The sequence below is a fragment of the Terriglobia bacterium genome, from assembly GCA_020072815.1.
In the GTDB taxonomy this organism is placed as follows: domain Bacteria; phylum Acidobacteriota; class Terriglobia; order Terriglobales; family Acidobacteriaceae; genus Angelobacter.
Genome location: JAIQGE010000006.1, coordinates 185,415 through 202,623, shown reverse-complemented (window position 1 = coordinate 202,623; position 17,209 = coordinate 185,415). Strand labels below are relative to the sequence as shown.

14 protein-coding genes are annotated in these 17,209 nt (G+C 58.8%); 6 read left to right on the top strand and 8 right to left on the bottom strand.

The window, feature by feature from the left end; all coding sequences use genetic code 11:
- Positions 1-93 precede the first annotated feature (93 nt).
- Entirely contained in the window at positions 94-1,563 is a 1,470-nt protein-coding gene (gene cysS / locus LAO20_09855; GenBank protein MBZ5531724.1) for a cysteine--tRNA ligase, read from the top strand.
- Positions 1,564-1,673: 110 nt separating this feature from the next.
- Here cysS and LAO20_09850 read toward each other — a convergent pair whose 3' ends face one another.
- Entirely contained in the window at positions 1,674-2,642 is a 969-nt protein-coding gene (locus LAO20_09850) for an EamA family transporter (GenBank protein MBZ5531723.1), read from the bottom strand.
- A gap of 137 nt (positions 2,643-2,779) precedes the next feature.
- On the opposite strand from LAO20_09850, the gene LAO20_09845 reads away from it, so the two are divergent.
- The 5 genes from LAO20_09845 to LAO20_09825 all read left to right on the top strand — a co-directional run bounded on the left by LAO20_09845 (position 2,780) and on the right by LAO20_09825 (position 6,329).
- Positions 2,780-2,923 (top strand): hypothetical protein, encoded by a 144-nt coding sequence (locus tag LAO20_09845; GenBank protein ID MBZ5531722.1) that lies wholly within the window; start codon positions 2,780-2,782, stop codon positions 2,921-2,923.
- Between the two features lie 106 nt (positions 2,924-3,029).
- Entirely contained in the window at positions 3,030-4,400 is a 1,371-nt protein-coding gene (locus tag LAO20_09840) for an acetyl ornithine aminotransferase family protein (GenBank protein ID MBZ5531721.1), read from the top strand.
- Between the two features lie 94 nt (positions 4,401-4,494).
- Positions 4,495-4,944 (top strand): YraN family protein, encoded by a 450-nt coding sequence (locus LAO20_09835; GenBank protein ID MBZ5531720.1) that lies wholly within the window; start codon positions 4,495-4,497, stop codon positions 4,942-4,944.
- A gap of 58 nt (positions 4,945-5,002) precedes the next feature.
- Positions 5,003-6,028, top strand: a complete 1,026-nt coding sequence (gene galT / locus LAO20_09830) for a galactose-1-phosphate uridylyltransferase (GenBank protein MBZ5531719.1) — start codon at positions 5,003-5,005, stop codon at positions 6,026-6,028.
- Between the two features lie 103 nt (positions 6,029-6,131).
- The gene (locus LAO20_09825) at positions 6,132-6,329 is read left to right on the top strand and encodes a hypothetical protein (GenBank protein MBZ5531718.1); all 198 of its coding nucleotides are present in this window, start codon (positions 6,132-6,134) and stop codon (positions 6,327-6,329) included.
- On the opposite strand, the gene LAO20_09820 is transcribed toward LAO20_09825, so the two are convergent.
- The 7 genes from LAO20_09820 to LAO20_09790 form a co-directional block, all read right to left on the bottom strand.
- Positions 6,326-7,534 (bottom strand): IscS subfamily cysteine desulfurase, encoded by a 1,209-nt coding sequence (locus tag LAO20_09820; GenBank protein MBZ5531717.1) that lies wholly within the window; start codon positions 7,532-7,534, stop codon positions 6,326-6,328. The genes LAO20_09825 and LAO20_09820 overlap by 4 nt on opposite strands.
- Positions 7,535-7,655: 121 nt before the next feature.
- On the bottom strand, positions 7,656-11,120 hold the full coding sequence (locus LAO20_09815; protein ID MBZ5531716.1) for a TonB-dependent receptor: 3,465 nt from the start codon (positions 11,118-11,120) through the stop codon (positions 7,656-7,658).
- 570 nt (positions 11,121-11,690) lie between these two features.
- On the bottom strand, positions 11,691-11,936 hold the full coding sequence (locus LAO20_09810; protein MBZ5531715.1) for a hypothetical protein: 246 nt from the start codon (positions 11,934-11,936) through the stop codon (positions 11,691-11,693).
- Between the two features lie 150 nt (positions 11,937-12,086).
- Positions 12,087-12,836, bottom strand: coding sequence for an outer membrane lipoprotein carrier protein LolA (locus LAO20_09805; GenBank protein ID MBZ5531714.1), 750 nt, complete (start codon positions 12,834-12,836; stop codon positions 12,087-12,089).
- 73 nt (positions 12,837-12,909) lie between these two features.
- Positions 12,910-13,272 (bottom strand): hypothetical protein, encoded by a 363-nt coding sequence (locus tag LAO20_09800; protein MBZ5531713.1) that lies wholly within the window; start codon positions 13,270-13,272, stop codon positions 12,910-12,912.
- A gap of 152 nt (positions 13,273-13,424) precedes the next feature.
- Complete coding sequence (gene serS / locus LAO20_09795; GenBank protein MBZ5531712.1) at positions 13,425-14,708, bottom strand: serine--tRNA ligase; 1,284 nt, start codon at positions 14,706-14,708, stop codon at positions 13,425-13,427.
- A gap of 365 nt (positions 14,709-15,073) precedes the next feature.
- Positions 15,074-16,849: a hypothetical protein gene (locus LAO20_09790; protein MBZ5531711.1), complete on the bottom strand. Its 1,776-nt coding sequence runs from the start codon at positions 16,847-16,849 to the stop codon at positions 15,074-15,076.
- Positions 16,850-17,209: the final 360 nt, after the last annotated feature.

The window sequence follows — 17,209 nt, the reverse complement described above, 5'->3', positions numbered from 1 at the left end:
GCCAGCCAAGAGCCGGTCATCCAAAAGCCAAATACCAACGGCCAATGGCCAAGAGATGATGGCTGCTTTGCTACAATCTCCTTTCACTGAACCATGCCGCTCAGGCTCTACAACACGCTCTCCAATAAGGTCGAGGAGTTTGCGCCGTCGCAAGACAACACCGTGCGCATGTACGCTTGCGGTCCCACGGTGTACGACTACGGGCACATCGGCAACTTCCGCACCTTTGTCGCGGTGGACCTGCTGCGGCGGTTTCTGCGACAAAGCGGCTTCAAGCTGCAGCACGTCATGAACATCACGGACGTGGACGACAAGATCATCCGCAATGCCGCGCGCGAACAGAAGACCGTCCAGGAATACACCCGCAAGTACGAAGAAGCGTTCCTGGAAGACAGCGCCACGTTGAACCTGGAGCATCCGGAAACGCTGGTCCGCGCCACTGAGCACATAGCCGAGATGGCGGAGTTCATCAAGAAGCTGGAAGCCAAGGGCTTTGCTTATCGCACGGATGATGGATCCTATTATTTCAGCATCGCCAAGTTTCCCGGCTACGGCAAACTGTCGAAAAAGGATTTTGGCGGCATGGAAGCCGGCGCGCGTGTGGATGTGGACGAATACGAGAAAGACAACGCACGCGACTTCGCCCTGTGGAAGGCGCCCAAGCCGGGCGAGGCCTTCTGGGAAAGCGCGATCGGGTCGGGACGTCCCGGCTGGCACATTGAGTGCTCGGTGATGTCCATGAAGTATCTGGGAGACAGTTTTGATCTGCATGCCGGCGGCGAAGACCTGACCTTCCCGCACCACGAAAACGAAATTGCACAGTCCGAAGCGCTCAGCGGGAAAACATTCGCGCGCTTCTGGATGCACGTCCGCTTTCTGCTGGTGGAAGGCAAGAAGATGTCCAAGAGCGAAGGCAACTTTTACACGTTGCGCGATCTGGTCCTGAAAGGCCACAAGCCGTCGGCGATTCGCTTTCTGCTGACTTCCGTTCCTTACACCAAGCAGCTCAACTTTACTTTCGCCGGGCTGGAGCAGGGCGCCAAATCCGTGGAGCGTCTGCGCGAATTCAAATCGCGCATTGAGAGGGCCCAGCTTGCGCCGGGAAAGAACGCTGCAATACAAGATCTGGCGGACAAGACCCAGCGCGAGATGCGCGCCGGCATGGAAGACGATCTGAACACCGCGCGCGCGCTGGCGGCGATGTTTGATATGGTCCGCGAAGCCAACACCGCAGCCGACCAGGGCAGCCTGAAGCAAGATGACAAGGGCCCGCTGCTTGCCGCCCTGCAGCAATTTGATGAAATCTTTGCCGTTCTCAAAGACGATGACGCGGAGAAGATTGCGCGCGTCGCCGCCTGGGCCGAGTCGCACGGCAAGCTGGAAGGCTCCGCGATCTCCGGCGATGCAATCACTGATGCTGACGTTGAACGCCTCATCGCCGAGCGCAACGCCGCCAAGAAGGCCCGCGACTTCGCCAAGTCAGACGCCATCCGCAAACAGCTCACCGAAGCGGGCATTATTGTGGAAGATACCAAGGATGGGATCAGGTGGAAGAGGAAATAGCTACAAATTGGTAATTTAGTAATTTGGTAATCGGGTAATTGAAAAAACAGCCGCTCCTCAACGTTTCTTCAATTGCCAAATTACTAAATTACCCAATTACCAATTTCCCCTCAGTCTCCCGCCACATTCACCGCAGGCAACTCTGCATTCTCGGCTGGCCGGCTCTCCACGCGCTTGAGCTTTGAAGTATTCACCAGCGCCACCGACCCGATGATGATCGCCGTCCCCACGAACATGTAGGCGTCCACCTTTTCGCGCAGGATCAGCCATCCCAGGAACACGGCGATGATGGGGTTCACGTAAGCGTAGGTCGCGACTTTGGGCGTGGGCACGTGCTCCAGCAGCCAGATGTACGCGGTGTATCCCATCCATGATCCACACACCACCAGGTAGGCAATGGCTTCCAGCGCCGGCGCGCTCCAGCGGGTGTGCTGAAACTGGCCGGTGGCGCCGGCCACCAAGGCATTGACCGCCCCACCCAGGGTCATTTGCCACGCAGCCGCGGCAAACACGCCCACGGTAAGCTGAAAGCGATGGGAGAAAACCGAGCCCAGCGCCCAGAGAAATGACGCTGCTGCCAGAATCGCCGCGCCAAACAGCTCCAGACGCGACAGATGGGTGCCGGCGGCAATGCGCGGCCAGAGCAGGACCATCAGGCCTACGATGCCCAGGGCCAGACCCACCAGGCCTTGTGCAGTCATGCGTCCGGCGCGGAAGATCCAGGCTTCAATCATCACCACCCAGATGGGGACCAGCGCCACAATCAGCGCCGCCAGGCCGCTGGAGACATACTCTTCCGCCCATAGCACGCCAATATTTCCCAGCGACAGCAGCAGGACGGAAATCACCAGCAGGCGGAGAAAGTCGCCGCGGGTCAGGCGGATTTGGCGTCCCGCCATGGCGCACGCCGCCAGCATGATGGGCCCGGCAATCAGGTAGCGGACGGCCCCAGCCACGTACGGCGGCATGTCCCGAACAATGATCCGCATCGCCAGGTAAGTAGAGCCCCACAGCACATAGAGCACGGCAAAAGCCGTGATCATACGGACGCGATGTTGGGAACCGTTGGCTGGATTCATGACGGAAACTACTATCATCTGACGCGCACCGCACGTTCTACGATGCGAAAAAATGCGAAAGGCATCAATTTAGTAGCCCACGGCACCATAGTAACCGCCAAAAGCATCGTAATTTAGCAGTATAATGATGGCTGACCATGAAGAATGCGCGCACATCCTGGTTTTCACTCAACTCACCGGAGCGGTCTCTGGCTTGCTGGGTGGATTTCCTGGTCTGCCCGCGCCGCTACCTGGCGGTGCTGCCGTCGCACGCGCGCGCCAACCTCTTCGCCGGCGACTAATCCCGGCATCAAGTCCCCCTCTGTTTTTCCTTCAGCTTTGTTCCGGTTTCCATGAAACTATGCTGAATGCATCCACACGCAACCGTTTTTTTCAAAGAGGATGACTATGCCGACCACAACGATGACACCTGCCGCGCCATCCATTAGCGCTGGACCCAAGATTCGCACCAAGCTGCCGGGCCCCAATGCACAGAAGATTCTGAAGGGCGACGCGCAGTACATTTCGCCTTCGTATACACGTTCTTATCCGCTGGTGGCCAAGAGCGGCCGCGGCTGCATCATTGAAGACGTTGACGGCAACGAGTTTCTGGATTTTTCGTCGGGAATCGCCGTCTGCTCCACCGGTCATTGCCATCCGGAGGTGGTGGCCGCCATCCAGAAGCAGGCGGGCGAGCTGATCCACATGTCCGGCACGGACTTTTATTACGAAAACATGATCACCCTGGCGGAGCGCCTGGCCAACACCGCGCCCATGTCCGGGCCGGTGCGCGTGTATTACGGCAACTCCGGCACCGAAGCGGTGGAAGCGGCCATGAAGCTGGCGCGGTATCACACCAAGCGCCAGGGCATCATCGCATTCTACGGCGCGTTCCACGGCCGGACCATGGGCTCGCTTTCGCTGACGGCCTCCAAGGTCCAGCAGCGCCGCCGCTTCTTCCCTGTTGTCCCCGGCGCGGTGCACGCGCCGTACCCGTATGTTTACCGCCGTCCGGAGGGCCAGACGGAAGCGCAGTTCTTGAAGGAATGCGTCAGCTTCATTGAAGACCGCATCTTCAAGACCATCATGCCACCGGAAGAGTGCGCGGCGATTTTCATCGAGCCCATCCAGGGCGAAGGCGGGTACGTGCCTGCGCCCAAGGAATACATGCAGGAACTGCGCCGGATTTGCGACAAGCACGGAATCCTTCTGGTGGCCGACGAAGTGCAATGCGGCGCCGGACGCAGCGGCAAGATGTGGGCCATCGAGCACACCGGCGTGGAGCCGGACATTATCACCGTAGCCAAGGGCATTGCTTCCGGCATGCCGCTGGGCATCACCATGTCCCGCGCGGAAATCATGGACTGGGTGCCGGGTTCGCACGCGTCAACCTTTGGCGGCAACCCCATCTGTATTGAAGCGGCGCTGGCTACCATGAACGTTCTGGAGCAAGGCGCCATTCGCAACGCGGAAGTTGTGGGCAATCACATTCTGCGGCGCATCACTCCGTGGATGCAAAAGCATCCCATGGTGGGCGACGTCCGCGGGCGCGGCCTGATGATCGGCGTGGAGATTGTGAAAGACAAGGCCACCCGCGCCACGGCGCACGACGAACGTGACCGCATCGTGGAACTAGCGTTTGAACGCGGCATCCTGTTCCTGGGCGCCGGGGAAAACTCCATCCGCATCGCGCCTCCGCTGATCCTGACGCCGGAGCAGGCGGACATTGCCATGGACGTGCTGGAAGAGTGCATCGGAATTGTGGAAAAAGAGCAGTAACAAACTTGGCCACGAATTGACGCGAAAAAACGCGAATCCAGCATTAGCTTTGCTATGATTCGTGTTCATTCGCGTTGATTCGCGGCCTGTTTTTATGCTTCGATCGGGAAAGATTGTCCGCTTCGCCCTCCGCGCCCTTGATTCCGCCGCGCGCATCCTGCCCGGCGGGAAAGCCCAGCCCGAGCATCTGCGCACCGGGCGTCGCGGAGAAGAAGAAGCCTACTTCTATCTGCGCGAGAATGGCTACGTCATCATCGCCCGCAACTACCGCAGCCCGCGCAGCCGCAGCGAACTTGACCTGGCAGGCTGGGAAGGCGATACGCTGTGCTTCATCGAAGTCAAGACCAGGACCACGCGCGCGGTCCAGCCCGCCGAAGCCGCGGTTGATCCGGAGAAACAGCGCGACCTTTCGCACGTCGCCCGCGAGTTCCTGCGCCAGATCAAAGGCCATCCTGCGCACCGGTTCGATATTGTGAGCGTCTATCTGGAGACCGGCAAGAAGCCGGAGATTGCGTTGTTTAAAGACGCCTTCCGTCCCGCCTGATGCCCCGCCGACGGGTTCCGCATGACCTCGCGCCTGCTCCGGTTGTAAGATAGTGTATGTGCCTGAGCTCAGAAAAGATCCCATCACCGGACGCTGGGTAATCATCTCCACCGACCGGTCCAAGCGGCCCGGTGATTTTTCCCGCGAGCATGCCGGCATCACGGCCCCGGCTTTCTGTCCTTTTTGTCCCGGAAATGAAGACAAGACGCCTCCGGAGATCATGGCCTACCGTCCCAGCGAAAACGGCCACAACAAAGCCCGATGGAACCTGCGCGTGGTGCCCAACAAGTTCCCCGCCCTGGGTATTGAGGGCGATCTTGACCGCCAGGCTGACGGCATGTTCGACAAAATGAACGGCATCGGCGCGCATGAAGTGGTGATCGAAACTCCCAACCACATGGAGACCCTGGCCAGCATGCCGGTCAAGCGCGTGGAAGATGTGCTGTGGGCCTTCCGCGATCGCATCCTGGACCTGAAACAGGACCGGCGTTTCAAGTACATCATGGTATTCAAGAACCACGGCGCGTCCGCGGGCGCGTCCCTGGACCATCCGTGTTCGCAGTTGATCGCTTTGCCGATTCTGCCCAAGCAGGTGGTAGAAGAGCTGGAAGGCGCCAAAAAGTATTTCTCCAACAAAGAGCGCTGCATCTTTTGCGACATCCTGCGCCAGGAGATGGAGGCGCGGGTGCGCGTTGCCGCGGAAAACCAGGACTTCATCACCCTGTGCCCCTATGCTCCGCGTTATCCCTTTGAAACCTGGATCCTGCCGCGCCGGCACGAGTCAGCGTTTGAGAATTCGCCTTCCAGCCTGTATGAAAACCTGGCGCGCATGCTGAAGACCGTGCTCAACAAGTCCATTCAGTTGCTGGACGATCCCGCCTACAACCTGGTGCTGCACACTTCGCCCATCCAGGAAAACGCCAACGACTATTACCACTGGCACCTGGAGATCATCCCCCGGCTGAGCAAGATTGCCGGGTTTGAATGGGGCACGGGGTTTTACATCAACCCTACGCCGCCGGAAGAAGCTGCGCGGTTTCTGCGCGAGGTAGTGCTGGAAGAAACCCAGCCGGTCACCAAATGAGGCGGGCCGGCGTAAAAGATTCCGCTGTGCTCCAGCAGCACGGGTAGCATACAATCGCGTTCGTAGAGGCGAGGGAGGATACTTGAGCAACATTTTCCTGGCATTGCAGATCTTCGCAGCATTTTTCCTGACGCTGTTTGGTTTGGCGGAATTGTTCCGCAGCCCCGGGACGGAGACCGGGCTTCAATTCATCGTCGCGATGCCAATAGCGCAACGGTTCGTGGCGGCGCTGCTGTCCTCTTTGGGCCTGACTTTTCTTTCGCTGATAGCGATGAACGTAAAGAAAATGCGCGGCAACTAGGGGCTGCCTAGGCCTTTCCCGAAGACCGTGCCGCGCTTGGCGCTGGCGTACCGCGGCGAGCCTTGGCGGAGCTTCTTCACCGCGTCAATCACTCGCCCGGCGGCGTAATCAATTTCCGCTTCCGTATTGAAGCGGCCGATGCCAAAGCGTATGGCCGCATTGGCCGCTTCGTCGCTCAAACCCAGAGCCTTGAGGACGTAAGACGGCTCCACCTTCACCGATGAACAGGCCGAACCGCTGGAAACGGCGATGTCATTGACGGCCGCCATCAGCGCGTCGCCCTCCACACCCAAAAAACTTACATTCAGGTTGCCGGGCAAGCGGTGTTCCATGTTGCCGTTCACCGTGACTTCGTCCAATTCCGCAAGCAGTCGGTCGCGGAGGCGATTGCGCAGTCCGGCCATCCGGCAGCTCTCTTCCGCCATCTCCTGGCGGGCGATTTCACAGGCCTTGCCGAAACCGGCGATGCCGGCTACGTTGAGCGTGCCTGAGCGCATGCCGTGCTCGTGGCCGCCACCGTCAATCATGGGCGCCACGCGCACGCTGGGGTGGCTGCGCACGTAGAGCGCGCCGCAGCCTTTGGGGCCATAACACTTGTGAGCCGTCAGCGACGCCAGATCAAGGTTCGTCTGGTTTACATCCAGCGGCAGTTTCCCCAGGGCCTGCACTGCGTCAGAGTGGAAGAGCACGCCGCGCTGTCGGCAGATCTTGCCTATTTCCTCCAGCGGCTGCAGCACCCCGGTTTCATTATTGGCGGCCATGATGGTCACCAGAACGGTGCGGTCTTCGAAAGCCCGGGAGAATTGGTCCAGGTCCATCAGGCCATCGGGTTTTACTGGAAGGTAGGTGACGCGGCGCCCGTATTTCTCCAGCCGCTTGCAGCTATCGAGCACGGCTTTGTGCTCGGTGGCCAGAGTGATGATGTGGTCGCCCCGGTCCTGACAGGCTTCCGCCACGCCTTTGATGGCCAGATTGTCACTCTCGGTGGCCCCGGAGGTGAACACGATCTCCGCCGGTGACGCGCCGATGCACGCGGCGATCTGCATGCGCGCGGCTTCCACCGCGGCCTCGGCTTCCCAGCCGAAACTGTGGCTATGGCTGGCGGCGTTGCCGAACTTTCCGGTCAGGTAGGGCAGCATGGCGTCCAGCACCCCAGGGTCCAGCGGCGTGGTGGCGTGGTTGTCCAGATAGATGGGGAGTTTCAGGCCGGCAGGCACGGCGCGGCCCTTTCCGTCGCTCATGAAAGAGATTTTAACCGGACGGCGGATGAAGGGAAATAAAAAAGCCCGCCGGACAAGCCGGCGGGCGAAGAGTGGTTACGAAAAGTTAGAAAGTGAGCTTGCCGCCAAAGATAATCCGGCGGGTAACGCTCGGAGTCTGGGTGACATCGCCAAACCCGTTGAACGCACCGGTTAGACCCGCATCGTCAATGAACGGATCCACACTGGTGTAGTTGTTGTGGTTCAAGGCATTCAGGAACGTGGTGTGGAACTGGAAGTTAGCGTGCTCGCCCAGTTTCACGGTCTTGAAGATGGACACGTTCGCGATGTTGGTGAGCGCATCCTGAGCCGGGTTCCGTGGCGCGTTGCCAAACGGAGTTCCGAAAATAGTCTGCGCATTAAAGGCGTTCATAATGAACCGAACCTGGTCCTTGGTGACAGTGGTGATGTTGCCTGGACCGTTCAGCTGGTTCAAGCTGATGAGCGTAGTGTCGGTCAGCCCTGCGCCGGCGCAGGTGGCGGAACTAAGAGCATCTCCGCAGAAAATGCCGACTGCGGTGACGGGAGCGCTCAGGTTGCCAATGAACGGATGGGCGGTATCAATACCCGGGAAGTTGGCAATGTACCCGAAGTCATAATAGTCGCCATTCGCGCTGCTGAAGGCTGAACCGAATTGAGCAGGTGTGTAACGCTGACCGGAAGCGATCAAGTAGTTGGCGGAAACCGACCAGCCGCCCAGGATGTGTCCGGCCAAGCCGTGCTGTTCTTTGTAGAACGGCAGCTGCTCGGTGAACAAGATGCTCCAGGTGTGCGGATAATCCAGACCGGAGAACGAGTACTCGCCAGGCCCGTTGACCTGGTTGGTCGGGTTCTGAGCGGCAAAGCTGGTGTTACCGCCGCCAAAGGTTGAGAAGATTTCGCTCACGTTGTCCAGGGTCTTGCTGTAGGTATAGGAGCTCCGGACCGTCAACTGTTTGAACAGGTTGTTGGCGCGGAATTCCACCTGGGCTGCGTGGTAGTTGGAGTACCCGGTGTTGGTGCGGGTGCGGTTGATGCCGTTATTGCAATCCTGACGGCCAATCGCCACCGGAGCAAAAGCCTGGGCAGCCGGGCAAGCGGTCACGCCCGCGGGCACCAGGTTCGGGAAATCGTCGATCAATCCTGGCGCGGGACCACCAAATGCGACGCCAGTGCCGACCATGGGGTTGCCGTCAACCGTCTGGAACAGGTTGTAAGCGTGGTTGCCGACGTAGCGCAGTTCAATGGCCGCGTTTTTGGTCAGCTCGCGCTCCATACCCAGGGTCCAGCTCTGGACCTTGTCAGGACCAAAGTTGGGAGTGATCTGGGTCTCGGCGAACGTGCGAGGATCGAACACGCCGCTCTGCAAAGATGGAGCCAGAAGGCCGCGGATGTTGGGACCTGTCGGAACGGCAGGCAACGTCTTGCCGGCCAGGGTGGCTGCGGTGTTGAAGGTCTGCAGGAACACTTCCGGCGCTGACGTGGAGACGTTCAGGTAAATGTTGTAGAACGGCGGATCGTACAACATGCGATAGCCGCCGCGGAGGGTGGTCTTGCCGGCTCCGCCGGTCAGGAAGCCGCCCCACTGAGGCGAGTAGGTGAAGCCCACGGCCGGACCAAAGCTGTTCTTGGGCGCCGGAATTAGAGGAACCGTGCGGGCCGAAAGCGGAATGGCCGCGCCGGGGTTCAGGAACGGGCCACCGGATCCTGGAGGATTGCCCACCGGCTCGGTGGAGCCCCAGAAAGCGGTTGCCGGGTTGCTCTCACGCGGAACCGTGATGTCATTGAAGATGTTGGCCGGCTGGCCGTAGTAAGACCAAGTCAAGCCCAGCTGAATGGTCAGGTTCTGCCGGATCTTCCAATCGTCGCCGCCGTACGCAAAGGTGTCATACTCGCGGAAATCGAGCAAGGACGGCCCGTTGGCGATGCGGATACGGTTGGGAGCGTTGTTCATGAAGCTGGTCCAGCTGCTGAAACGGTACTGGCCATTGATGTTGGGCAGGAAGATGTTGGGTGAGCGCTGATACGTCCAGTTGATTCCAGCTTTCAACTGGTGCTTGCCCATTACGTAGTTCCAGTTGTCCTGGGCCTGCCAGGTATTCACAATGCGCTGTTGCGGGATGTTGGTGGCCGGTCCAAAGCCGAGCAGGGTGCCGGAGTTGAACAGAACATTGGCCAGCGCGGTGTCAATTTGACCAGCAACCGGGGAAGCCGGGCCGGTGATGCTGCCGCCGAATTCCACGTTCAGACGACCGAACGATACGCGAGCTTCGTTCACCATGTGGGCGTTCAAGTTGCGCGTCCAGCTCAGCAGGGTGGCCTGGCTCAGCGCGGGCACGTTGAAGAAGTATCCAGCAGCGCCGTTGTCGCCGGCGTTGAAGAAGTTGTTCCGGTTGAAAATGTACCGGCCCATGATGGTGTCTTTGCTCAGCTGCACGTCCGTCTTCATGATGAAGTCAAAGATGTGATCAGGCTGAGGAACCGTGCGGGTTACACCGGCAAAGGAAGCAGCCGGGCACGCGCCCACCGCCGCTACCGGAGTGCCCAGGGGCGTCGGACTGCCGGCCGCGATGCCGTAAGGACCAAACGCAGTCAGGGCCTGCAAGCTGGTGCTGGTGGGGAAGCAAGCCGCCAGGGCCGCCAGGCCGGCTGGCGTCGGCGTGAGAGCGCTAGTGGTGAAAACGCTCTTTTGGGAAATAAGTTCCTGGTCGAAACCGCCGAAGAAGAATGCTTTGTTCTTGACGATGGGACCGCCGATGGTGAAGCCGCCGAATTCATCGTTGAGGCGCGGGGGCTTGGTCAGACAATCGGTTCCGCAAATGTCCGAGTTCTTCTGGAAGTTGTTCAGCGAGTTCAGGATCGAGTTGTTCTCGCTGCCGAATACGCTGCCGTGCCAGGCGTTGCCGCCGGACTTGGTCACGATGTTCACTACCGAACCGGCGTTGCGGCCGTATTCCGGACCGAACTGGTTGGTAATCAGCACGTACTGGTTGACAAACTCGGCGTCGGTCACGAACAGTCCGGGGCCGCCCACGCTGTTGTCATTGTTGTTCTGACCGTCAATCTGCTGGTCATTGTTGCGGCCGCGGATGCCGTTCACGCTGAAGCCGTTGCCGCCGTTGGCGTTGGAGAAGAACGAGTCGCGGCTGGAGTTGGTGCCAGGCACAAACAACGCCAGCTGGTCCAAGCCTTCGTTTTCTTGCACGCCGGCAAACGTTGACAGGGCCACGCCGGAGAAGGTGTTGGTAACCTGGGCTGCTGTGGTGTCAACGAGCGGAGCTTCCGAGGTGACTTCCACCGTGGTGGTGGGAGCGCCTACCGTCAGCTTGATGATGCCCACGCCGGTGTCATGGCCGGCGGAAACGATGAGGCCGGTTTGCACCGAGGTCTTGAAATTCGGCGCTGCAGCTTCCAGCTTGTATTCACCCGCCGGAATCAAATTGAACCGGAAGGAGCCGGTGCTATCGGTAGTGCTTGTCATGGCAATACCGGTAGAGGTATTGGTCAACTTGATTTGAGCATTGGGCACAACCGCGCCCTGTTGGTCAGTCACTGTACCAGCTAGTGAACCCTTCTGGGTCTGACCAAAGGACGGGATGCAGATCAATGCCAAACAAGCGACCAGGATTAATACGTCGCGCAGTTTACGATTCATCCTTTGCATCTCCATTTGTGGTGATTTTGTGTTTACTGTCTTTAAAAAAATGCCTAGGGGGCGGGCTTTCAAGGCTTTGTTGATACCCCCGGTGTTAGAGCGAATACACACGCCTGACCGAATCTAAGTGCAAGTATCATGCCTTACTTAAATACGCTTAAAATCAATAGTTTACAGACGAATTAAAGGGCAGTTCATGCTAAATTTTGTACCCTTTCCCAGGTGCATATATGGAATTACGTATTCTGCAAATTGAGGATGGGTCCTGATTTCCTAAGATGTCTGGATCAAAGGGGTTCCGGCTGGGGGCTCATCGGGGCAGTCGCGAACAAAAGGAACGGGATAAGCAGTGGTTCGAGCGAGGATTGGCGGTTGGAAGAACCAACCCACAAATCAGGTGAGCGGCGATGGCTGGAGCGATGGTTTAAGGGCGGAATTCCCCCCGCAAGCGGCCATGGGAAATGAATTTCAATCAGACTTGGGCAGCTTTTGCGGAGAATCTGCCGGATGGTCAGACATTCTGAAACGCGTGCGAAAGTGCTCTGACAGCAGCAGGATGGCGGCGCGGTTTTGGCCGCGGTCCTGTTGGGTAAGGTACTTGATGGCGTTGACCAGGACGCGTTGTCCGTCAATGAAGCGAGGATCGTCTTTGCGTTGCTTTCCCCGGCGGCGGCTGGGATCGGGCATGACCGGGATGGTGAAAACTTTAGCCATGAAGAACCAGGAACCCTTACCAACTGAGATGCCCGCGCCGTCCCGCTTGTTGCGGACCAAAGCACAAACCACCATGCCACGTTGCAACGAGCGGTGCGTTCCGCAAACCGCCCCGGCGGGATGGAACCAGTGTACCGCAAGGGCGGCCTGCTAAGGGCGGACAATCTGGGTATTGGGTTTGGTTTTTAGCTGGAAAAGATCATTGCCCAGCTTGGCGTTCAGCTTGATTCCGGTGTAGTGGTTCAGGCGGTAGTCGCCGACGCTGGCGAAGAACTGCTGCTTTAGCGGGACGTCTCTTTCCGGATCAATCCATAAGACGGCGCTCTTGAACAATTTCTTCAAATCCTCAGACTTGCCGACGAGCCGCAGCCGGGCGGTCTTGACTCCGTCCACGGTTTCCCATCCTTCCATGGTCACGTCAAATGATTTGACCAGTTCATCGCCGCTGCCGCCGAAACCCAGGTTCATCACCGCTTCCACGTCAGACTTGTTCTTGCCGACAATCTTTTCGGTCACCTGGTTGATTGCCGGCTCGTACAGGCTGATTTTTCCGTCCTTGTAGAGGACAAACTTCGTCACTTTCCACGCTACATGAATGGCGACGTCCACTTCCTTGCCGGCGCGACGAAAGTAGATCTGGCCCTTCTGAATGTCGTGCTCGTCGAAATCCTTGGTGAAGTTATCAAACTCGAAATCGGCCTGGGCGGATTTGAAGCTGGTTGCTGCTTGGTTCATCTTCGCCAGGACCTGTTTGAGATCGTCCTGGGGCGACGGCGGCTTAGGCGCAGACGCGGCCGCCGAGGAGACCGCCGATGCAGGCGCCGGGGACGCCTTCTGCGCTATGCCCACGCCCGCCCACGCCAAGCTGAGCACTAACACCGGTAATAGTTTCGTTTTCATTCTCAAGAGCATCAATCTCACGGAAAACTTTTGTGGAATGGATTGCCGCCTGCAACGCGCCGCAGCGATCGCGTTACTTTCGCGCCCAGGCGCGATAGGCCACGATGTGGCCTGTACCGTCGCGCACCGGCTCAACGTGATCGATGGTCAGCGTCCCGGCCACGGGACGGATCACGCGCTGGAAATTCGCGCGCACCATGCCCACATCCTGCGCGTCCACCGCGGCGGCATCGGCCTGGAAGACCAAGCCATTATTTTCGTCGAGTGTGACAGTTAGATGCGCCGTCTGGGCCGCCGGTTGGTCTTTGAAGTCAATAAACCGCGGCGCCAGGAAGATGAACAACAGGATGATGGTGACCATCACATCATAGTGAAAGCTGCCCCGGTCGTAGGTCCAGAACAGATAGCCCTTGATGGTGCGCCAGATGCGAGACATACGTTAAGTGTATAGAAGCTGTTGGTGGCTATTCAAGAATTGCCAGGATTGCCAAAATTGCCAAAAGCGGGCGTTCTTAAAATTTGAATCTTCGATCCTGTCCGCAGCACGCACAATCTCGGCGATTTTGGCAATCTTGGCAATTCTGGCAATCAAAAGTTCTTCTTCGTGATCCTGTCCGTCCCCATGTACGGCCGCAGGGCGTCTGGCACGATTACGCTGCCGTCGGCTTGCTGGTAGTTTTCCATGATCGCCAGCCACGTCCGGCCGATGGCCAGTCCGCTGCCGTTCAGCGTGTGCACGAACTCGCTCTTCTTGGAGCCTTCCGGACGGTAGCGTATGTTGGCGCGCCGCGCCTGGTAAGCCTCAAAGTTCGAGCACGACGAAATCTCGCGATAGAGCTGCTGCCCGGGCAGCCAGACTTCCAGGTCGTAGGTCTTGGCTGAGCTAGACCCCATGTCGCCGGTGCAGAGCAACATCACGCGATAATGCAGGCCGAGTTTCTGCAAGATGGTCTCAGCATTGCGCGTGAGCTGTTCATGCTGCGCGTAAGAATCTTCCGGACGCGTGAACTTCACCAGCTCAACTTTCTGGAACTGGTGCTGGCGGATGATGCCGCGCACGTCTTTGCCGTAGGAACCGGCTTCACTGCGGAAGCACGGCGTGTATCCGGTCACGCTCAGCGGCAGGCGCGCGGCGTCAAGCGTCTCGTCGCGATAGAGATTGGTCAGCGGCACTTCCGCCGTGGGGATCAGCCACAGGTCATGCTTCTCGATGCGGAACTGGTCGTCAGCGAACTTGGGCAACTGCCCGGTCCCGTACATGGACGCCGAATTCACCATGTAAGGCGTGAGCACCTCGGTGTAACCGTGCTCGCGGGTGTGCAGATCGAGCATGAAGTTGGCCAGCGCGCGTTCCAGGCGCGCGCCCAGGTCCCAATAGACAGCAAAACGCGCTCCGCTCAGCTTGACGGCGCGTTCCATGTCCAGCACGCCCAGCTGTTCGCCCAGTTCCCAGTGCGGCTTGGGCGCAAAGCTGAACTGCGGCGGTGCGCCCCACTTGCGGACTTCCTTGTTATCATCAGCCGATTTGCCCAGCGGCACCGACTCATGCGGCATGTTGGGGACACCGGCCAGCAGGGTGCGCAGTTCCTGGTCAGTATCTCCGGCTTGTTTTTCCAGCGTGTCACCCTGCTCGCGCAGCTGTTTGGTCTGCTCCATCTGCGCGCTCGCGTCCTGTCCGGACTTCTTGAGCCTGGCAATTTCCTCGGAAGCTTTGTTGCGCTGGGCTTTCAGAGTTTCCGATTGCGTGATGAGCTGGCGGCGCTTGCCGTCAATTTCGCGGAAGCGCGCCAGCACCGCCGGGTCCTGGCCGCGACGGCGCAGCATCTCCTCGACCTGGGGCAGCTGGTCGCGAACAAAAGCAAGGTCAAGCATAGATGTACAGCCTACCAGTTAACCGCATATCCCTCCATTGAGCCTGCTTCGGCCCGGAGCGGCACCGGGGCCGCTCCGGCATTTGTTTCTGTAGCTTATTGACTTGTGACTGATGAAACGGCCGATTGAGCCGTGCGCTTCACCTGCGGCGCTAACAGGCTGATGACCGCAGAGAAAAGAAAGTAAGTGATAACCACTGACACCAGCGTCAGGGGCAGGAACTGAATAAGTCTTCTAAAGTTTTCCATCGGCGCGTTACCTCCTTGTGCAGGTTGCGGGCTGCAACAGGTGCAGTTTGAACCCGAACCATCAGGCTTTGCGACGTAACGCGCCGAATTGTCCAGTGCCCAGGCCAGCTGCCAGAGTCACTTCTTGCGCAGCAGGACCTCCGGATCAGGGACGTGGCGGTCAATGCGCCTGGGGTGCACGCCCAACAGCTCCCGCACCGCCGCTTTATCGCCCAGACGAATGAATGCCGTGAGGACGATAGCCCGCTCCACGGCCTTGATGGTCTCCTCCAGAGGCTGGGTGAAGGCTTCGGTGTTCGTCACCCGGTAAATCACCTCTTGTCCCTGAGGCGGTTGCACGGTGGTTTTGGTGTGCCGCTGGGGCTTGTCGAGATGCTTCTCGATTCGACTGCGCCCCGTCTGGAGCCGGTCCTTGATGGCGTTGGCGTTGGGTCCGAGCAAATCGACCAACGCCAGCACAATCGCATGCTCCACCTGCTGGATGGTTTTTTCCAAAGGCTGCTCGAAAGCCCGCTCCGTCACCTCGAAAATCGGCGGTATCTCCCGGTTGCATCTTGAGGAACCGAGCTTTCTTTCCAGCTCCTCGATCCGCTTGGCCACATAATCAAAGTCTTCGTGCTCCTTCATGCACTCCACTGCATCCTCCCACTCTTGCGTGGCCCGGGCACGGGAGGCAAACGGGAATTCGAGGAGCAGATTCCCCAGAAGCGTATGGATCCGGGCTGTCAGCCGGTCGTTGCGGAGGTCGCGAGCAAGCTCCAGGGCCACCATTGCATAGCGGCAAGCCAGCAAGCGAGTTTCCGGCGGCTTCTTGCAGAATCTCGAGTTTGCGTCTCGGTACTCGATCGCCGCCTGCTTATAGCGCGCCCGGGCCATCATCAGCCGGTCATCGCGCTGCAGCGCCAGCTCATAGGCCTCGCGGGCCAGGGTGCGGGCATTGAAGATACTGGCGGGCTGGCCATAGAGCGCCAGATTGGTTTGCGCGTGCAGCAGCCGGACCTGGTTGCGGGCATCAATGACCTCCTCCTTCAAGCATTCCGCAGCGGATTGAACATAGTAAGCCGCTTGACGCCGCAACTCTGAGAGGGTCTTAGGATCGTTCTCCCGACGGACTTGTCGATGCAGCAGGTTCGCCAGCTCAATGAAGACGCGGCGGATATTACGGTGCGGAGGTTTGCATTGGATGTACAAAGCGGCGGCTTGCTCGAAGAACTTGCGCGCCTCCACTTCCTGGTCGATGCGACAAAGACGGCGTCCCTTGGCAAAAAGTATGTTGGCCCGAAGTGTATAGTCCGCCTTTTCAGCTAAGTATTCAGCCGACTCTTCCCAACCCTGGTTTGCTTCCTGCTGCCGGCCAAGTTGCATGAGGAGCCAGCTCTGGGTAACCTTGGCGGCAGCCACCATGCCCGGCAGTCCGGCCTGCTGGTAGTGAGAAATCGCCGAATGGATCAAGTTGTAGCCTTCCAGGTAGTTGGCCCGCTTCTTGTGTAAGCGTGCGTAGACAAAAGCCGCCGTACCCCGCACCTCATGGCAGGGATCGAGGCGCGAGGCATTGTCCGTGATCCACTTGAATGACGCTAGAAGGTCCTCTTCGCGCCCCTCGTACAACGCGAGTGAGGCTTTGGCAGTCTCAATATAGCACCAGTCGTAGCCAGTGAGGGCAGGCCAACCTTTCTCGCCGTAAGCCGAATTCAGTCGCTGAGCGACTTTACAGGCTGTCGGGGAGTACTCGGCCCAGCCCGCCATCACGTGAAACAAGAACGGTGCAGCCGGATGGCCGGGATCTACAGCATGCAGCAAGGCGGCATTGCTGTTGATGAGAGCCTTTCCACCCTCGATGTTGCGGTCAACCAGAGCTTGAAACAGCGTCGCCTCGAGATCTTGGGGGATCATAATGATGCTCCTTTTTGATGATGTTCGGCACGGACGTCAACAAGGGGGCCTGACCGTGTCTGTTACAGGCTGGACAAAGCTTGCGGCAGACCGGAGTCGTGCTGTCCGGTCGTTATATGATCTGTACTCTCGGACTACTAATAGTTTCTGTCAAGCGTTACGAAGGGCCACTGGTCCGATTCGGTCGCCACGCATATTCCGGACAGAATGGCCAAACATGAACCGCTGCCGGTTGATGGTGCAGCGCGATCCCTCCTGGTTGCAATTTGTGCTGGCCAATTTGGAAACAGGTCAAGATCCATGACGAACTGCGCGGCAACATGGCACGCACGGTGGGTTCAGTCCACAATCCCCACCCAG

Bases quoted from the DNA above. Each gene is read 5' to 3' on its own strand.
- LAO20_09845 (MBZ5531722.1), top strand. From the start codon at position 2,780: ATGAAGAATGCGCGCACATCCTGGTTTTCACTCAACTCACCGGAGCGG.
- LAO20_09850 (MBZ5531723.1), bottom strand. From the start codon at position 2,642: ATGAATCCAGCCAACGGTTCCCAACATCGCGTCCGTATGATCACGGCT.
- LAO20_09810 (MBZ5531715.1), bottom strand. From the start codon at position 11,936: ATGGCTAAAGTTTTCACCATCCCGGTCATGCCCGATCCCAGCCGCCGC.
- LAO20_09835 (MBZ5531720.1), top strand. From the start codon at position 4,495: ATGCTTCGATCGGGAAAGATTGTCCGCTTCGCCCTCCGCGCCCTTGAT.
- LAO20_09840 (MBZ5531721.1), top strand. From the start codon at position 3,030: ATGCCGACCACAACGATGACACCTGCCGCGCCATCCATTAGCGCTGGA.
- LAO20_09805 (MBZ5531714.1), bottom strand. From the start codon at position 12,836: ATGAAAACGAAACTATTACCGGTGTTAGTGCTCAGCTTGGCGTGGGCG.
- LAO20_09790 (MBZ5531711.1), bottom strand. From the start codon at position 16,849: ATGATCCCCCAAGATCTCGAGGCGACGCTGTTTCAAGCTCTGGTTGAC.
- serS (MBZ5531712.1), bottom strand. From the start codon at position 14,708: ATGCTTGACCTTGCTTTTGTTCGCGACCAGCTGCCCCAGGTCGAGGAG.
- LAO20_09800 (MBZ5531713.1), bottom strand. From the start codon at position 13,272: ATGTCTCGCATCTGGCGCACCATCAAGGGCTATCTGTTCTGGACCTAC.
- cysS (MBZ5531724.1), top strand. From the start codon at position 94: ATGCCGCTCAGGCTCTACAACACGCTCTCCAATAAGGTCGAGGAGTTT.